The 14922-nt window shown below is 64.6% G+C and carries 15 protein-coding genes; 9 read left to right on the top strand and 6 right to left on the bottom strand.

Annotated elements, in window-relative coordinates:
* The first annotated feature begins 38 nt into the window (after positions 1–38).
* Genes BLS08_RS16765 through BLS08_RS16755 form a run of 3 tightly spaced genes read left to right on the top strand, consistent with a single transcriptional unit; the run spans position 39 to position 2419 of the window.
* Positions 39–869, top strand: coding sequence for an SDR family oxidoreductase (locus BLS08_RS16765; RefSeq protein WP_090336991.1), 831 nt, complete (start codon positions 39–41; stop codon positions 867–869).
* Positions 866–1234, top strand: a complete 369-nt coding sequence (locus tag BLS08_RS16760) for a hypothetical protein (protein WP_024307079.1) — start codon at positions 866–868, stop codon at positions 1232–1234. The genes BLS08_RS16765 and BLS08_RS16760 overlap by 4 nt, the downstream gene beginning before the upstream one ends.
* A 24-nt stretch (positions 1235–1258) precedes the next feature.
* Positions 1259–2419, top strand: a complete 1161-nt coding sequence (locus BLS08_RS16755; RefSeq protein ID WP_090336989.1) for an AAA family ATPase — start codon at positions 1259–1261, stop codon at positions 2417–2419.
* Positions 2420–2512: 93 nt separating this feature from the next.
* On the opposite strand, the gene trxB is transcribed toward BLS08_RS16755, so the two are convergent.
* Positions 2513–3460 (bottom strand): thioredoxin-disulfide reductase, encoded by a 948-nt coding sequence (trxB, locus tag BLS08_RS16750; protein WP_090336987.1) that lies wholly within the window; start codon positions 3458–3460, stop codon positions 2513–2515.
* Positions 3461–3720: 260 nt separating this feature from the next.
* Between trxB and cysZ the strand changes: the two genes are divergently transcribed.
* Positions 3721–4485, top strand: a complete 765-nt coding sequence (cysZ, locus tag BLS08_RS16745) for a sulfate transporter CysZ (protein WP_090336985.1) — start codon at positions 3721–3723, stop codon at positions 4483–4485.
* Here the strand turns inward: cysZ and BLS08_RS16740 are convergent.
* Positions 4459–5568 (bottom strand): sterol desaturase/SRPBCC family protein, encoded by a 1110-nt coding sequence (locus BLS08_RS16740; RefSeq protein WP_017678186.1) that lies wholly within the window; start codon positions 5566–5568, stop codon positions 4459–4461. The genes cysZ and BLS08_RS16740 overlap by 27 nt on opposite strands.
* A 79-nt stretch (positions 5569–5647) precedes the next feature.
* On the opposite strand from BLS08_RS16740, the gene bsrA reads away from it, so the two are divergent.
* Both bsrA and BLS08_RS16730 read left to right on the top strand, forming a co-directional pair.
* A complete protein-coding gene (gene bsrA / locus BLS08_RS16735) occupies positions 5648–6550 on the top strand; it encodes a LysR family transcriptional regulator BsrA (protein WP_090336984.1) in 903 nt (300 codons plus the stop codon).
* A 58-nt stretch (positions 6551–6608) separates the two neighbouring features.
* Positions 6609–7808 (top strand): glycosyltransferase family 4 protein, encoded by a 1200-nt coding sequence (locus BLS08_RS16730; RefSeq protein WP_090337018.1) that lies wholly within the window; start codon positions 6609–6611, stop codon positions 7806–7808.
* Positions 7809–7934: 126 nt separating this feature from the next.
* Here the strand turns inward: BLS08_RS16730 and BLS08_RS16725 are convergent, their stop codons facing one another.
* From BLS08_RS16725 to rluD, 4 genes are all read right to left on the bottom strand, one after another.
* Positions 7935–9044: an NADH:flavin oxidoreductase gene (locus BLS08_RS16725; RefSeq protein ID WP_079784506.1), complete on the bottom strand. Its 1110-nt coding sequence runs from the start codon at positions 9042–9044 to the stop codon at positions 7935–7937.
* 27 nt (positions 9045–9071) lie between these two features.
* Positions 9072–9662 carry a TetR/AcrR family transcriptional regulator gene (locus tag BLS08_RS16720; RefSeq protein ID WP_026088699.1) on the bottom strand — a complete coding sequence of 197 codons (591 nt, stop codon included), beginning with the start codon at positions 9660–9662 and terminating at the stop codon, positions 9072–9074.
* Positions 9663–9795: 133 nt separating this feature from the next.
* Complete coding sequence (gene pgeF, locus BLS08_RS16715) at positions 9796–10527, bottom strand: peptidoglycan editing factor PgeF (protein ID WP_090336982.1); 732 nt, start codon at positions 10525–10527, stop codon at positions 9796–9798.
* Positions 10524–11498 (bottom strand): 23S rRNA pseudouridine(1911/1915/1917) synthase RluD, encoded by a 975-nt coding sequence (gene rluD / locus BLS08_RS16710; RefSeq protein WP_090336981.1) that lies wholly within the window; start codon positions 11496–11498, stop codon positions 10524–10526. The genes pgeF and rluD overlap by 4 nt, the downstream gene beginning before the upstream one ends.
* 281 nt (positions 11499–11779) lie before the next feature.
* Between rluD and BLS08_RS16705 the strand changes: the two genes are divergently transcribed.
* The 3 genes from BLS08_RS16705 (at position 11780) to BLS08_RS16695 (ending at position 14922) form a co-directional block, all read left to right on the top strand.
* Entirely contained in the window at positions 11780–12772 is a 993-nt protein-coding gene (locus BLS08_RS16705; RefSeq protein ID WP_003459428.1) for an outer membrane protein assembly factor BamD, read from the top strand.
* A gap of 325 nt (positions 12773–13097) precedes the next feature.
* Positions 13098–13340 carry a PP0621 family protein gene (locus tag BLS08_RS16700; RefSeq protein ID WP_017678193.1) on the top strand — a complete coding sequence of 81 codons (243 nt, stop codon included), beginning with the start codon at positions 13098–13100 and terminating at the stop codon, positions 13338–13340.
* Positions 13330–14922: a sensor histidine kinase gene (locus BLS08_RS16695; RefSeq protein ID WP_090336979.1), complete on the top strand. Its 1593-nt coding sequence runs from the start codon at positions 13330–13332 to the stop codon at positions 14920–14922. Before BLS08_RS16700 ends, BLS08_RS16695 begins: the two co-directional genes overlap by 11 nt.

Genomic DNA, 14922 nt, shown 5'->3' with positions numbered 1-14922 from the left:
TAAGCTGCAGCCCATTCGCGTCTCAGGGAGTCCCGCGCATGCCACAACCCAGCGTCCTGATCACCGGTTGCTCCAGCGGCATCGGCCGCGCCCTGGCCGATGCCTTCAAGGCTGACGGCTACGCGGTGTGGGCTACGGCGCGCCAGGACAGTGACCTGGCCGCGCTCGAGCAGGCCGGGTTCCATGCGGTGCAACTCGACGTCAACGACAGCGCGGCTCTGGAGCGACTGGCTGCACGACTGAACGAAGAAATCGGCGGTCTCGATGTGCTGGTCAACAACGCTGGTTACGGCGCCATGGGCCCGCTGCTCGATGGCGGCGTGGAGGCCATGCGCAAGCAGTTCGAAACCAATGTGTTCTCCATCGTCGGCGTGACCCGCGCCTTCTTCCCGCTGCTGCGCCGCAGCCGCGGCCTGGTGGTCAATATCGGCAGCGTCTCCGCGCTGCTGGTCACGCCTTTCGCCGGTGCCTATTGCGCGTCCAAGGCCGCAGTGCACGCCCTGAGCGATGCGCTGCGCATGGAGCTGGCGCCCTTCTCCATCGAAGTGATGGAGGTACAGCCCGGCGCCATCGCCTCCAGTTTCGGCGCCAACGCCAGCCAGCAGGCCGAAGCACTGATCCGCCAGGACTCGCCCTGGTGGCCGCTGCGCGACGGCATCCGCGCCCGCGCCAATGCCTCGCAGGACAACCCGACGCCGGCCAGCGACTTCGCCGCGCAACTGCTGGCCGCCGTGCAGCGCGACAAACGCCCACGCCTGCTGCGCCTGGGCAATGGCAGCCGCGCCCTGCCATTGCTCGCCACGCTGCTGCCAAAGGCGCTGCTCGAGCGTGTGCTGCGCAAACGCTTCGGTCTGGTGCAAAACCTGTGAACCAGGGCCTGCAACTGCGCTACTACGCGGCTGCCGGGGTGATCGCGGCCATCGTACTGAACCTGCTGCTGCGCACCTTCGTACGTCTGGGCGGCGTGTTCACCACCCTGCTGATCGCCGCCGCCATCGCCGCCGGCCTGGCACTGGTGTTTCACTGGCGAACCGGGCGCGCGCCGAGCAACGCCGAGCGCTGGCGCTTCACCCTGCTCTATGGCGGCGTACTCGGTCTGCTCTATCTGGGCTTGCTGGGCATGATGTATCTGCAGGACACGCCCAGCCCCATGGGCCTGTTTCTCTTCAGCCTGCATTACCTGTGCTACCCCGTGCTGGCCTGGCTGGCATTGTCGCCACGCCATGGCCGCTGATCTTTTCGTCAGGATGACTTCGCCGTGCTGCATACCCTCGCCGTCGCCAACTACCGCTCGATCAACAGCCTGATCCTGCCCCTAGGCCGGCTCAACCTGATCACTGGCGCCAACGGCAGCGGCAAGTCCAATCTCTACCGCGCCCTGCGCCTGCTGGCGGAAACCGCCCAGGGCGGCGTGGTCAACGCGCTGGCCCGTGAAGGTGGGCTGGAATCGAGTTTCTGGGCCGGGCCAGAGAAGATTTCCCGGCGCATGCTCAAGGGTGAAGTCCCTGTACAAGGCAGCCCGCGGCAGAACGTCATGCGTCTGCGCCTCGGTTTTGCCGGTGAGGATTTCGGCTATGCCATCGCACTCGGTCTGCCCGAGCCGAGCAACTCGGCCTTTTCCCTCGACCCGGAGATCAAGCGCGAGTGCATCTGGGCCGGCGCCGCCTATCGCCCGGCCTCGCTACTGGTGGACCGAAGCGGGCCCATGGTGCGCATGCGCGAAGGGCGCAGTTGGCAGGTACTGGCCCAGCACGTGCCGAACTACGACAGCCTGTTCGACCAGATCGGCAACGATCCGAATTGCCCGGAAGTTTTCCAGCTACGCGAAACCATTCGCCGCTGGCGCTTCTACGATCACTTTCGCAGTGATGCCGAGGCGCCGGCGCGCCAGCCGCAACTGGGCACGCGCACACCGGTGCTGCATCACGATGGCCGCGACCTGGCCGCCGCCCTGCAGACCATCCGCGAGATCGGCGACCGCGCGGCGCTGGACGCAGCTATCGACGACGCTTTCCCCGGCAGCCGCCTGCATATCGATTTTCAGGCCGGCGGGCGCTTCGCCGTAGAGCTGCGCCAGGAAGGTTTGCTGCGCCCCTTGAGCGCTGCCGAGCTGTCCGACGGTACGTTGCGCTACCTGCTGCTGGTCGCCGCCCTGCTCACGCCGCGACCGCCCTCATTGATGGTGCTCAACGAGCCGGAAACCAGCCTGCACCCGGATCTTTTGCCGGCACTCGGTCGCCTGATCATCGCTGCCTCGAAGCAGACCCAGGTATGGGTCGTCTCCCACGCCAGCCGCCTGATCGCCACGCTCAAGGAAAGCCCCGACTGCAACACCCTGGAGCTGGACAAACAGCTCGGTCAGACCTGCATCCGCGGCCAGGGCATGCTCGACGAGCCGCCCTGGCATTGGCCGGATTAAGACGTCCGTAGGGTGCACCGCGCGCACCGGCTTCTGATCGCTATCAGCTACGGTCCAGCAAAGCGCGGTGCGCACAGCGCACCCTACGTGTTCTCACAGCCCGTCGAGATAGCGCTCAACATCCAGCGCCGCCATGCAGCCTGCACCGGCCGAAGTGATCGCCTGGCGATAGACCGAGTCGGCCACGTCACCGGCAGCGAACACGCCAGGAATGCTGGTCGCGGTGGCATTGCCCTCGCGCCCGCCATTGACCACCAGGTAACCATCCTTCAGCGCCAGCTGGCCTTCGAACAGGCTGGTATTGGGGGTATGACCGATGGCGACGAACAGCCCTTCGACACTCAGCTCGCGGTAGGCGCCGCCGTATTGCTTCAGGCGCACGCCGGTAACGCCGCTGGCATCGCCCTGCACCTCGTCCACCTCCGCATTGAGCTGCAGCTCGATCTTGCCCTCGGCAATACGCGCACGCAGCTTGTCCTGCAGGATCTTCTCGGCACGGAAGGTCTCAAGGCGATGGATCAGCGTGACCTTGCTGGCGATATTGGCCAGGTACAGCGCCTCTTCCACAGCCGTATTGCCGCCGCCGACCACCGCGACCTCGCGACCGCGATAGAAGAAGCCGTCGCAGGTCGCGCACGCCGAAACGCCGCGCCCCATGAACGCCTCTTCACTGGGCAGCCCCAGATAACGCGCGCTGGCACCGGTAGCGATGATCAGCGCGTCGCAGCTATAGGTACCGCTGTCGCCAACCAGGGTGAACGGCTTGCCGGCCAGATCCACGGCGTTGATATGGTCGAAGACGATCTCGGTTTCGAAACGCTCGGCATGCTCCTGCATGCGCTGCATCAACGCCGGCCCGGTCAGGCCATGGGGATCGCCCGGCCAGTTGTCCACTTCGGTGGTGGTGGTCAGTTGGCCACCGGCCTGGATACCGGTGATCAGCAGCGGTTTCAGGTTGGCGCGCGCGGCATACACCGCCGCGCTGTAACCGGCAGGGCCTGAACCCAGGATGATGACGCGGGCATGACGAACGGCGGACATCGCTAACTCCTCGCAGGCCCACAGGGCCGGCAGGCCAGAATAAAAAGGGACTCTCGAAGCACTAGGGGAAGGCTTGGAAGAATGAGAGCCCCGCAAAAGCGAAACTGTGCGCAAGGCTATCCAGGCCGCCGGGCCAGCGGAAATATCCATTACCAATTCCGCGAATAGAATCCGACTATGGCTGCCAGGCGCCCATCTGAACTTTCGCCTCGGCGGCGAAGTCGGTATGGTCGCGCGCATCAACCACTCAGGAGACCGCCATGCCCGCCGCTCCCGTCCTGTCCGGCCCGCAATACCTGCGAGAAGGCCTGAGGCTGGTACTCAGCCCCGGCCTGCGCCTGTTCGTGCTGCTGCCGCTAGCGGTCAATCTGATTCTGTTCGTCACCATGATCAGCTTTGCCGTGCAGCAGTTCAGCGGTTGGGTCGACACCTTCATGCCCACTCTGCCGAGCTGGCTGAGCTTTCTCCAGTACATCCTCTGGCCGCTATTCGTGGTGCTGGTACTGCTGATGGTGTTCTTTACCTTCACCCTGCTGGCCAACATCATCGCCGCGCCCTTCAATGGCTTTCTCGCGGAAAAGGTCGAGGTGGTTGCGCGTGGCGAGGATCACTTCCCGCCGTTCAGCTGGGCCGAACTGGCCGCCATGGTGCCGCGCACCATGGGCCGCGAGATGCGCAAGCTGGCCTACTTCCTGCCACGCGCCATCGGCCTGCTGATCCTCAGCTTCATCCCGGTGGTCAATCTGGTCGCCGCGCCGCTGTGGCTGCTGTTCGGCGTGTGGATGATGGCCGTGCAGTACATCGACTACCCGGCGGACAACAACAAGATGAGCTGGCAGGACATGCTCGCCTGGCTGCGCGAGAAACGCTGGCAAAGCCTGAGCTTCGGCGGCATCACCTACGCCGCGCTGCTGGTGCCGGGGCTGAACATCCTGATGATGCCGGCCGCGGTGGCCGGCGCCACGCTGTTCTGGGTACGCGAGCGCGGCGAGCAGGCGCTAGGTTCGCGCAAGGACATCGTGTAACGCCTGCATCGACGCCTGCGACTCGCGCTCGATGCGGCGGCGCATGAACAGGCCATTGGCCAGGCGCATCGGCCAGCCGGCGAAACCGTATTCGAGGGTGCGCACGAACTCGCAGCCTCCCTCGACCGCCACGCACTCGTAGCTCAGCAGCAGGTGCAGTCCATGGTCGCCCTGCGCACTGGCCTGCCAGCGCTGGGCCGGCTGATAGTCGAGCACGTCCCAGCGCAGATGCCCGGCGCGGCCGCCGGCATGAATGTCTTCCTCGAAGCGCTCACCCGCGAGCAAGGCCCCTTCGCGCCCATAGATGTGCAGTGACGACGGGTGCCACTGCGGCCAGTGACTCGGCGCCGCGGCGTATTCCAGCACGCACGCAGCAGGCCGGGCGATGCGAATGCGGTGCTGCTGGCGGTTCTGCTGATGGATAGCCTCAGGCTCCCAGTGCAGGGTGCCGTGCAGCCAGTCCATCAGCGGATGGACGATGCCGAAGTTGCACGAATGCATCAGCTCACGGCGATGATGCAGCGCATGCAGGCGGCGCATCTGGCGAATCCACGGCAGGCGCGACACCGGGTGCCTATCAGGTAGATGCTCGCAGGCATGCACCACTTCGTAACTCATGTAGCCCAGTAGCATGCTGCCGGCGAACAACGCGGCGAGGTTGCCGTCGAGATGGGACAACAGCCACCAGGCGGCGAATAACGGCAGGCTGTAGAGCACGATCAGCCAGGCCGGAAAGAGGATCACGCGCCAGTCGCGCGCCGTCTCGTAAGGCATCAGCGTCTCGACGAAGAAGCTGTGGTGATCGCCGGTGTGGCGTTTGTAGAAGAGTTTGCCGAAGCGCGTCTTGTTGTGGCCGAGGCGCTTGTGCACCTGGTATTCGCCCCAGCTGAAGAACACCAGCGTCGCCGGCACCAGCAGCCACTGCCAGGGCGCCACAGCCTCCAGCGTGCTCCCGAGCCACCCGATGCAGAGCAGCCCGTAGGCCAGTACGAATGCGGCATGCAACCAGGGGTTGTACAGCCGGTGGATGGCAGCCCGGTAATCGCTGCGAAAAGCCTGGGCATTGTCATTGTTGTAGGCCATGGCGCTCTCCTGTGGATTGACAGCAGTCTAGGCCCGGCCAAATCATTCGAATAATGGATATTTGAAAAGAGCATTATCCGTGATAACGAATTTACGTCAGCTCGACCTCAACCTGCTGCTGGTCTTCGACGCCCTGATGCAGGAAGGCAATCTGACCCGCGCCGCCCAGCGCCTGCACCTGAGCCAGTCGACGGTCAGCAACGCCCTCGCCCGCCTACGCCAGCAACTGGGCGAGGAGCTGTTCCAGCGCACCGCCCGCGGCATGACCCCGACCGCTCGCGCCCTGGCCCTTTACCCGCCCGTGCGCCAGGCGCTGCAATTGCTGCAGGCTGGCCTCGGCCCGGCAGAACCCTTCGATGCACGGACGCCGCACGTGTTCAGCCTGTCGCTCAACGACTACGCCCAGGCCGCGCTGCTGCCGATGCTGCAGGCACATCTGGCCCGCGTCGCGCCGCTGGTAGAGCTGGTAGCGCACAGCGACGACGCCGACAACCTGCTGCCACGCCTGGAAAGCGGTGCCCTGGACCTGGCCATCGACTACCTGCACGTCGATTCGCCCGACCTGCATTACGCACCCCTGCGCGAAGAAGCCCTGGTGGTGATCGGCCGCCAGGATCATCCGGCCTTCGTCGGCGGCCTCAGCCTCAGGGATTACCAACAGTCTCGCCACGTGATCGTGACGCCGCGCGCCGGGCGCGGTTCGCCGCTGGAAATCGTCCTGGGCTCGGCCAAGGTCAGACGCCAGGCAGCGCTGCACCTGCCCAATTACCTGCCGATTCCGGCCATCGTCGCTCACACCGACCTGCTCGGCACCATACCCGCGCGCCTGGCCGACGCCTTCGCGCCGCTGCTCGCCCTGCAGGTGGCGCCGCTACCCTTCGACATGCCGGCCGTGCAGATCAGCCTGATCTGGCACCGCCAGCAGCACCATGACCCGGCACATACCTGGCTGCGTGAACAACTTCACGGCCTGCTCGCCTGACATATAAGCGCAATCGAAACGTCATGTTCACTACATGACCTGGGCAGAGACTGCTTACATGAACGCACCTTCTCTGCACATCGCGCTGATCAGCGAAACCTTCCCGCCGGAAATCAACGGCGTGGCCAATACCCTCGGCCGCCTGGTCGACGGCCTGCGTGGCCGTGGCCATCGCGTACAACTGATACGGCCACGCCAGGAGGTCGATCAGGAGCAGGACGCCGGCAATGACCTGCTGCTCACTCGCGGCTGGCCGCTGCCCGGCTACCCCGGCCTGCAATGGGGTCAGTCATCCCTGCACAAGCTGCTCAGGCGCTGGAAAAGACAACGCCCGGATGTGCTCTATATCGCCACCGAAGGCCCGCTTGGCCTGTCCGCCTTGCGCGCGGCCAGGCGCCTGGCGATCCCGGTGGTCAGCGGTTTTCACACCAACTTCCAGCAGTACACCGGGCACTACGGCATCGGCCTGCTGACCCGGGCGATGACCAACTACCTGCGCTGGTTTCACAACCGCACGCAGCTGACGCTGGTGCCGAGCATCGGCCAGAAGGTCGACCTCGAACGCCGTGACTTCGAACGCCTGGCCCTGCTCGCGCGGGGTGTCGACAACCAGCTGTTCCAACCACGCCGACGCTGCGACGCCCTGCGCGAAAGCTGGGGCCTGGGGCCGGATGACCTGGCCGTGCTGCATGTAGGTCGCCTGGCGGCAGAGAAGAACCTTGGCCTGCTGGTAAAAGCCATCCACGCCCTGCAGACAGCTCATCCGCAGCGCCGCATGCGGTTGATTTTGGTCGGCGACGGGCCGCTGCGCGCCAACCTGCAGACGCAATTGCCGGAGGCGCAGTTCTGCGGCCTGCAGCGCGGAGAAGCGTTGGCCACGCACTACGCTTCGGGCGATCTGTTCCTGTTTCCCAGCCTCTCGGAAACCTTCGGCAATGTGGTACTGGAAGCCCTGGCCTCAAGCCTCGGCGTGGTGGCATTCGACCAGGCTGCGGCCGCCCAGCATATCCATCACGGGCACAACGGCATGCTCGCCCGTCCCGGTGACGAGGCAGGCTTCTGCGAAGCCGCCTGTGAGCTGCTGGAAGAGGCGGAAGTGTTGCGGCGCATCCGCCTCAATGCCCGCCGACATGCCAGCCACCTGAGTTGGGATGGCATCGTCGCGCTGTTCGAACAGCACCTGCGCAGCGCCATGCAGCCAGCGCACCTCTGCGTCAGCACGGAGCTTGCCCGTAGGGCGGGTGAAACCCGCCACTGAGACAATCTGGCGGGTTGCACCCGCCCTACGTGATCACATCCACTCAAAACATGCAGATGTAAAAAAGCCCCGATGTGCCGGGGCTGAAAACGGGGCGCCGGATCGCGACGCCCGATAGAAACGGACTCAGACCAGCGTGGTCAGCGCATCGCGGCTGAACGGCAGGATGTCCTGTTCGCGGCCTTCGCGCACCTTCAGCGCCCAATCCGGGTCGACCAGCAGCGCGCGGCCCACGGCGACCAGGTCGAACTCCTCCTTGTTCAGGCGCTCGAGCAGATTTTCCAGGCTGGCCGGTTCGGCCACCTTGTCGGTCTTGACCATGAACTGCAGGAACTCGCCATCCAGGCCGACGCTGCCGACAGTGATGGTCGGCTTGCCAGTGAGCTTGCGCGTCCAGCCGGCCAGGTTGAGGTCGCTGCCTTCGAACTCCGGCTCCCAGAAACGGCGGGTCGAGCAATGGAAGATGTCCACGCCGGCATCGGACAGCGGCTTGAGGAAGGCCTCCAGCTGCTCCGGGGTCTGCACCAGGCGCGCGGTGTAGTCCTGCTGCTTCCACTGCGAGTAACGCAGGATGATCGGGAAGTCCGGGCCGACCGCAGCACGCACGGCCTGGATCAGCTCGATGGCGAAGCGCGAACGCGCCGCCAGATCACCACCGTACTGGTCAGTGCGCTGGTTGCTGCCGTCCCAGAAGAACTGGTCGATCAGGTAACCGTGGGCGCCGTGAATCTCCACGCCATCCATGCCGATGGCCTTGGCATCGCGCGCAGCCTGGGCGAAGGCAGCGATCACCTCATCGATATCGGCCTGGGTCATACCGTGTACGACCACCTGGCCGTCCTTGACCTTCTCCATCGGGCCATAGCCGGGCACGCTGGCATCCGGCTCGGTGCCCAGCTTGCGCACGTTACCCACGTGCCAGAGCTGCGGGACGATCTTGCCGCCTTCGGCATGCACCGCGTCGACCACCTGCTTCCAGCCGGCCAGGGCGTCTTCGCCGTAGAAACGCGGCACGTTCGGGTAGCCGTTGGCGGCCTTGTGGCCGACGGTGGTGCCTTCGGTGACGATCAGGCCAACGCCCGCAGCCGCGCGGCGACGGTAATACTCGATGACCTTGGCGTTGGGCACGCCACCGGGCGAGAAGGAGCGGGTCATCGGCGCCATGACCACACGGGTCGGCAACTCCAGGTTACCGAGGCGGAACGGGGCGAACAGGGCTTGAACGGGTGCGCTCATCATCTTTCCTCTGGGGTTGAAGGGTAATCAGGCCTGCAGCAAACGCTCCAGGCGGGTGATAAAAGCTTCCAGCGGCTGCAGGTTGCGGCCCACCTTGAGGCGGGCGAGCACGCCCTGCCAGGCGTCACTGATGAAGGTGGCGAGGTTGCTACAGTCCTCGTCAGCGGGCAGTTCACCGGCGGCCTGCGCCTGCTCCAGGCAGTCGCGCAGAATGTCCACAGACGCCTGCTGAATCGCCGCGACCTCGGCGCCGATCGCCGGCAGCATCTCGCTCATTTCGAAACTCAGGCTGCCGATGAAACAGTGGTACTGCGGCGTGTCCTGTCGGGCGAAGTGCGCCAGCAGATCACGGTAGTAAGCGAGGATGCGCGCACGCGGGCTCAGCGCCGGGTCATTCAGCGCCTGGGCATATCGCGCCAGGCGCGGCCGATAGATGAAAGCCAGCGCCTGCAGGGCGAAGTCTTCCTTGCTGGCGAAGTAGTGATAGAAGCTGCCCTTGGGAATCCCGGCCGCCTGGACGATCTCCAGCACGCCGGTGCCGTGGTAACCACGGCGCGTCATCACCGCCGAGCCTTTGCTCAGGATCAGGTCGCGCTTGTCGAGTCGAATGCTGTTCATGGCGCAGAGCATATGACCGGTCGTCTCGCTCGCGACAGCACTATTGATATTGGTGATTAAGGATTAGAAAACGTAGGGCGGGTGCAACCCGCCGCTAGCCAGTCTGGCGGGTTTCACCCGCCCTACTTCACGCTCAGGGCTGCAGCCAGATCAGCGAAGCGAAACGCCCGGTGCGGGCACTGCGGCGATAGGAGTAGAAACGCGGGTCGTTGTAGGTGCACAGCCCACCGCCGCTGACCGCGGTCACGCCGATGGCAGCCAGGCGAATGCGCGCCAGCAGGTAGATATCGGCCATGAACTTGCCGGCATTGGTGCTGGGAACGAATGCGCTGACAGCCTCGGCATGCTGTCGCACGAAGGCCTCGCGCACTTCTGCTCCCACCTCGAACGCCGCCGGGCCGATGGCCGGACCGAGCCAGACCAGCAACTCATGCTGTGCGACGCCGAGCGCCTGCACGGTCGCCTCCAGCACGCCACCGGCCAACCCGCGCCAACCGGCATGGGCCGCCGCCACACGGGTGCCGGCGCGGTCGCAGAACAGAGCCGGCAAGCAGTCGGCCGTCATCGCCGTGCAGGCGATACCAGGGGTGGTCGTCCAGTTGCCATCGGCTTCGATGACCACAGCCGGATTGGCTTCGGCCACCACTATGCCGTGCACCTGGCGCAACCAGGCTGGCTGGCAACCCAGGGCCTCGACCAGATGCTGACGATTGCTCGCCACCGCCGCTGGGTCGTCCTCGACATGATCGCCCAGGTTGAAGCTATCGAACGGCGCGGCGCTGACGCCGCCGCTACGGGTGGTAACGCAGGCGCGCACGTTGGCCGGCGCAGGCCAATCGGGAATGAGCCAGTCGTGGGCACTCACCCGACGAAGGCCTCGCGATCCTGACGCAGCAGGGTCAGCAGCCAGACCAGATCATCCGGCAGCGCCGACTCCCACTTCATGCGTTTGCCAGTGGCCGGGTGATCCAGCTCGAGGAAACGCGCATGCAACGCCTGACGCGGGAACTCCTTGAGGCTCTGCACCAGGGTCGGACTGGCCGCCGGCGGAATGCGGAAACGACCGGCGTAGACCGAATCGCCCACCAGCGGGTAGCCAACGTGGGTCATGTGCACACGAATCTGGTGGGTACGCCCGGTTTCCAGCTTGACCCGTACATGGGTGTGCGAGCGGTAGCGCTCGAGTACGCGATAGTGACTGACCGCCGGCTTGCCGCCATCGGTCACTGCCATACGCTGACGCTGGCTAGAGCTGCGGCCAATGGGCGCATCGATGGTGCCGCCGGCGGTGATCACGCCAATGCAGATGCATTCATAGATACGGCTGACGCTGCGCTTCTGCAGTTGCTCGACCAGATTGGTCTGCGCCTGCAGGGTCTTGGCCACCACCATCAGGCCGGTGGTGTCCTTGTCCAGACGATGGACGATGCCGGCACGCGGCACATTGATAATATCCGGGACGTGGTGCAGCAGGGCATTGAGCAGGGTGCCGTCGGCATGCCCGGCGGCCGGGTGCACGACCAGACCGGCTGGTTTGTCGATCACCAGCAGGTGTTCGTCTTCATAGACGATGTTCAGTTCGATGTCCTGCGCGATCCACTCGCCCTGAGCTTCCTGCTCGGCATCCAGTACCAGCGTCGAGCCAGCATGCACGGTGTCGCGCGGACGCGCCACGGCGCCATCGACGGTCAGGCGACCTTCCTTGATCCAGGTGGAAAGGCGCGAACGGGAGAACTCGCCAAACAGCTGCGCAGCCACCTGGTCGAGGCGTTGACCGCCCTGTTCAAAGGGGACGATGGCCTGGAGTTGGATCAATTGTTTGTTTATAGAAGTCATCTTCAGAACCAGTTCAAAGTTTGCTGCGCGTTGGCCCTGCTGCGTTAAAAACAGGCTCGGATGCTCATTTACAGCTCGTAAACTCCGCGTCCTCGCCTGTTTTTGCCTTGCATTGCTCTAGCTCGCGAAACATTGAACAGGCTCTTAGGCAACGGCGGGAGCCTGGCCTTTGGTTTCGGCGACAGGCTTGTGGTTAAATACGGCGTCTTTGCCCCAGGGTTTTCCGGGGGCGCTCATCATAACAGGACGGCCGCGCGGCCGTCACAGGGACGCAAGCCGCCATGCAAGTGAAACACCTGCTGCTGATCGCCATCCTCGCCCTTACCGCCGCCTGCTCCTCCAAGCAGCCGGAGGTCGATGAAAACCTCAGCGAGGTGGAGCTGTACCAGCAGGCCCAGGCCGACCTGGACAACCGCAGCTACACCCAGGCCATCGCCAAACTGAAGGCGCTGGAGTCGCGCTATCCGTTCGGACGCTACGCCGAGCAGGCGCAGCTGGAGCTGATCTACGCCTACTACAAGAATGCCGAGCCGGAGGCCGCCAAGTCATCCGCCGAGCGCTTCATTCGCCTGCACCCGCAGCACGCCAACGTCGACTACGCCTACTACCTCAAGGGCCTGGCCTCCTTCGACCAGGACCGTGGCCTGCTGGCGCGCTTCCTGCCGCTGGACATGACCAAGCGCGACCCCGGCGCCGCGCGCGACTCCTACAACGAGTTCGCCCAGCTCACCAGCCGCTACCCGACCAGCCGCTACGCCCCGGACGCCAAGCAGCGCATGATCTACCTGCGCAACCTGCTGGCCGCCTACGAAGTGCACGTTGGCCACTATTACCTGACCCGCCAGGCCTACGTCGCCGCCGCCAACCGTGGTCGCTACGTGGTGGAGAACTTCCAGGAAACCCCGTCGGTCGGCGATGGCCTGGCGATCATGACCGAGGCTTATCAGCGTCTGTCCCTGGACGACCTGGCTGCCACCAGCCTGGAAACCCTCAAGCTCAACTACCCTGACCACCCGAGCCTGGAAAGCGGCCAGTTCGTACCGCTCGAAGAGGAAGCCGACAACCGCTCCTGGCTGGCCAAGGCCACCCTGGGCCTGATCGAAACCGACACGCCGCTGCCGCCGGGCGAAACCCGCGCCAGCCAGGACGTGGTTCGTCAGTACGAGGAAGCCGAGCAGCAGATACCGCGCGAACTGCAGCAGGACGCCAAAACCGGCGAAACCGCCAAGAAGCGTTCGATCTGGAGCTACCTGACCTTCGGTCTGTTCGACTGAGCGATGCGTGATTGAACAAGAGAGGCTTCGGCCTAATGCTGATCAGTTAAGCGCTGACTGCCTACGATGAGTCTCCTCGCCCCTCTGGCGAGCCATGTTCGGAGAGGGGTAAATGGCCGTTTCGCGGTATTTCGGCCCTCTCCCCCAGCCCCTCTCCCGTAAACGGGAGAGGGGAGCCAAACGCGTACAGCCTTAACTGACTGGCATTAGGCTTCGGCCTCCCTTTTTATTGCCCCGGAAACAGCGCACAGCTTGCCACCGCCCCCTGTGCCGCGGACTTCACCTTGGCTAAACTGCCACCCTCAACCAAACAAAAGAGTGCACCATGGGTCTGTTTCGCTTGCTGTTCTGGATCGCCATCATTTTCGCCGCGATCTGGGTTTGGCGCCGCTATATAAGCGCCCCCAAGCGCCCCAGCCAAGCGCAGCGCGAAGATGAACCTGCGCCCATGGTGCGCTGTGCACACTGCGGCGTGCACACTCCCAAGACCCAGGCGCTGAGCCAGGATCAGCAGTGGTACTGCAGCCAGGCCCACCTCGAACAAGGCCCGCACACCGGTGACCGCTGATATCAGCGCACCCGGCAACACCCAGGGGCGACGCATCCTCAGGCTTTATCACTTCTATCGCCTGACCATCGGCCTGGCGCTGATCCTGATGATCTCCAGCAACCTCGACGAGCAGTTGCTGGATGTCGTGCATATCGAGCTGTTTCGCACCGGCAGCTGGGTTTACCTGATCCTCAACATTTTCATCGCCGTACTGGTGCAGAAACCCAAGCACCTGATGCAGCTGTTCAGCCTGGCGCTGGTCGACGTGATCTTTCTCTCGGCCCTGTTCTACGCCGCCGGCGGCACGCCCAGCGGCATCGGCAACCTGCTGGTGGTAGCGGTGGCCATCGCCAATATCCTCCTGCGCGGACGCGTTGGTCTGCTGATCGCCGCCGTTGCCGCGATGGCGCTGATCTACCTGACCTTCTACCTCAGCCTCAGCCGCCCGGCTGCCGCCGCCCAGTACGTGCAGGCTGGCGCCCTCGGCGCGCTGTGCTTCGCCGGGGCGCTGTTCATCCAGGGCATCACCCGCCGCCTGCAGGTCAGCGAGAACCTGGCCGAACAACGCGCAGCCGACGTCGCCAATCTGGAAGAGCTCAACGAACAGATCCTGCAGCGCATGCGCACAGGCATCCTGGTGCTCGACACCCAACACCGAGTGCTGCTGGCCAACCAGGGCGCAACGCAGTTGCTCGGGCGCGGTGAGCTGACTGGCAAGATCATCGACCCGCATTGCCCCGAGCTGGTCAAACGCCTGCAACAGTGGCTGCACAACCCGACCCTGCGCCCTGACAGCCTGCAGGCGCAGGTCGATGGCCCGGTACTGCAGCCAAGCTTCATCTCCCTGCAACGCGGCGACCAGCAGCACACCCTGGTGTTTCTCGACGACATCTCGCAGATCGCCCAGCAGGCGCAACAGCTCAAGCTGGCCTCGCTCGGCCGCCTGACCGCCGGCATCGCCCACGAAATTCGCAACCCGCTCGGCGCCATCAGCCACGCCGCGCAGTTGTTGCAGGAATCGGAAGACCTGCAAGGCCCGGATCAGCGCCTGGCGCAGATCATTCAGGATCACTCCAAACGCATGAACCTGGTGATCGAGAACGTTCTGCAACTGTCACGCAGGCGCCAGGCCGAACCACAACTGCTCGACCTGAAGTACTGGCTACACCGCTTCGCCAGCGAATTTCGCAGCTCGGCACCGGCTGACCGGCAGATCCACCTGGAAACCCAGGGCGGCAGCCTGCAGACGCGCATGGATCCACACCAGTTGACCCAGGTGCTGACCAATCTGGTCCAGAACGGCCTGCGCTACAGCGCCCAGAAGCACCGGCTCGGCCAGGTCTGGCTGCGCCTGTTCCGCGATGCGGAAAGCGACCTGCCGGTACTGCAGATTCTCGACGACGGCCCCGGCGTGCCGCCCGAGCAGGAACCGCACATCTTCGAGCCCTTCTACACCACGGAAAACAAGGGCACCGGCCTTGGCTTGTACATCTCGCGCGAGCTGTGCGAGAGCAACCAGGCTCGCCTCGACTATAAACCTCGTGAAGGTGGCGGCAGTTGCTTTCGCATCACCTTCGCCCATCCGCGCAAACTGAGCTGA

Origin of the sequence: Ectopseudomonas chengduensis, assembly GCF_900102635.1 — a bacterium.
Classification (GTDB): Bacteria; Pseudomonadota; Gammaproteobacteria; order Pseudomonadales; family Pseudomonadaceae; genus Aquipseudomonas; species Aquipseudomonas chengduensis.
The sequence above is the reverse complement of the archived record's forward strand: the minus strand, read 5'-3'. Positions and strand labels throughout refer to the sequence as shown.

What these genes read in the sequence shown, in the direction of transcription:
- BLS08_RS16720 (WP_026088699.1), bottom strand. Translation starts at nt 9,662, where the DNA reads ATGAACAGCATTCGACTCGACAAGCGCGACCTGATCCTGAGCAAAGGC.
- BLS08_RS16765 (WP_090336991.1), top strand. Translation starts at nt 39, where the DNA reads ATGCCACAACCCAGCGTCCTGATCACCGGTTGCTCCAGCGGCATCGGC.
- BLS08_RS16705 (WP_003459428.1), top strand. Translation starts at nt 11,780, where the DNA reads ATGCAAGTGAAACACCTGCTGCTGATCGCCATCCTCGCCCTTACCGCC.
- rluD (WP_090336981.1), bottom strand. Translation starts at nt 11,498, where the DNA reads ATGACTTCTATAAACAAACAATTGATCCAACTCCAGGCCATCGTCCCC.
- BLS08_RS16730 (WP_090337018.1), top strand. Translation starts at nt 6,609, where the DNA reads ATGAACGCACCTTCTCTGCACATCGCGCTGATCAGCGAAACCTTCCCG.
- trxB (WP_090336987.1), bottom strand. Translation starts at nt 3,460, where the DNA reads ATGTCCGCCGTTCGTCATGCCCGCGTCATCATCCTGGGTTCAGGCCCT.
- BLS08_RS16700 (WP_017678193.1), top strand. Translation starts at nt 13,098, where the DNA reads ATGGGTCTGTTTCGCTTGCTGTTCTGGATCGCCATCATTTTCGCCGCG.
- cysZ (WP_090336985.1), top strand. Translation starts at nt 3,721, where the DNA reads ATGCCCGCCGCTCCCGTCCTGTCCGGCCCGCAATACCTGCGAGAAGGC.
- BLS08_RS16725 (WP_079784506.1), bottom strand. Translation starts at nt 9,044, where the DNA reads ATGAGCGCACCCGTTCAAGCCCTGTTCGCCCCGTTCCGCCTCGGTAAC.
- BLS08_RS16740 (WP_017678186.1), bottom strand. Translation starts at nt 5,568, where the DNA reads ATGGCCTACAACAATGACAATGCCCAGGCTTTTCGCAGCGATTACCGG.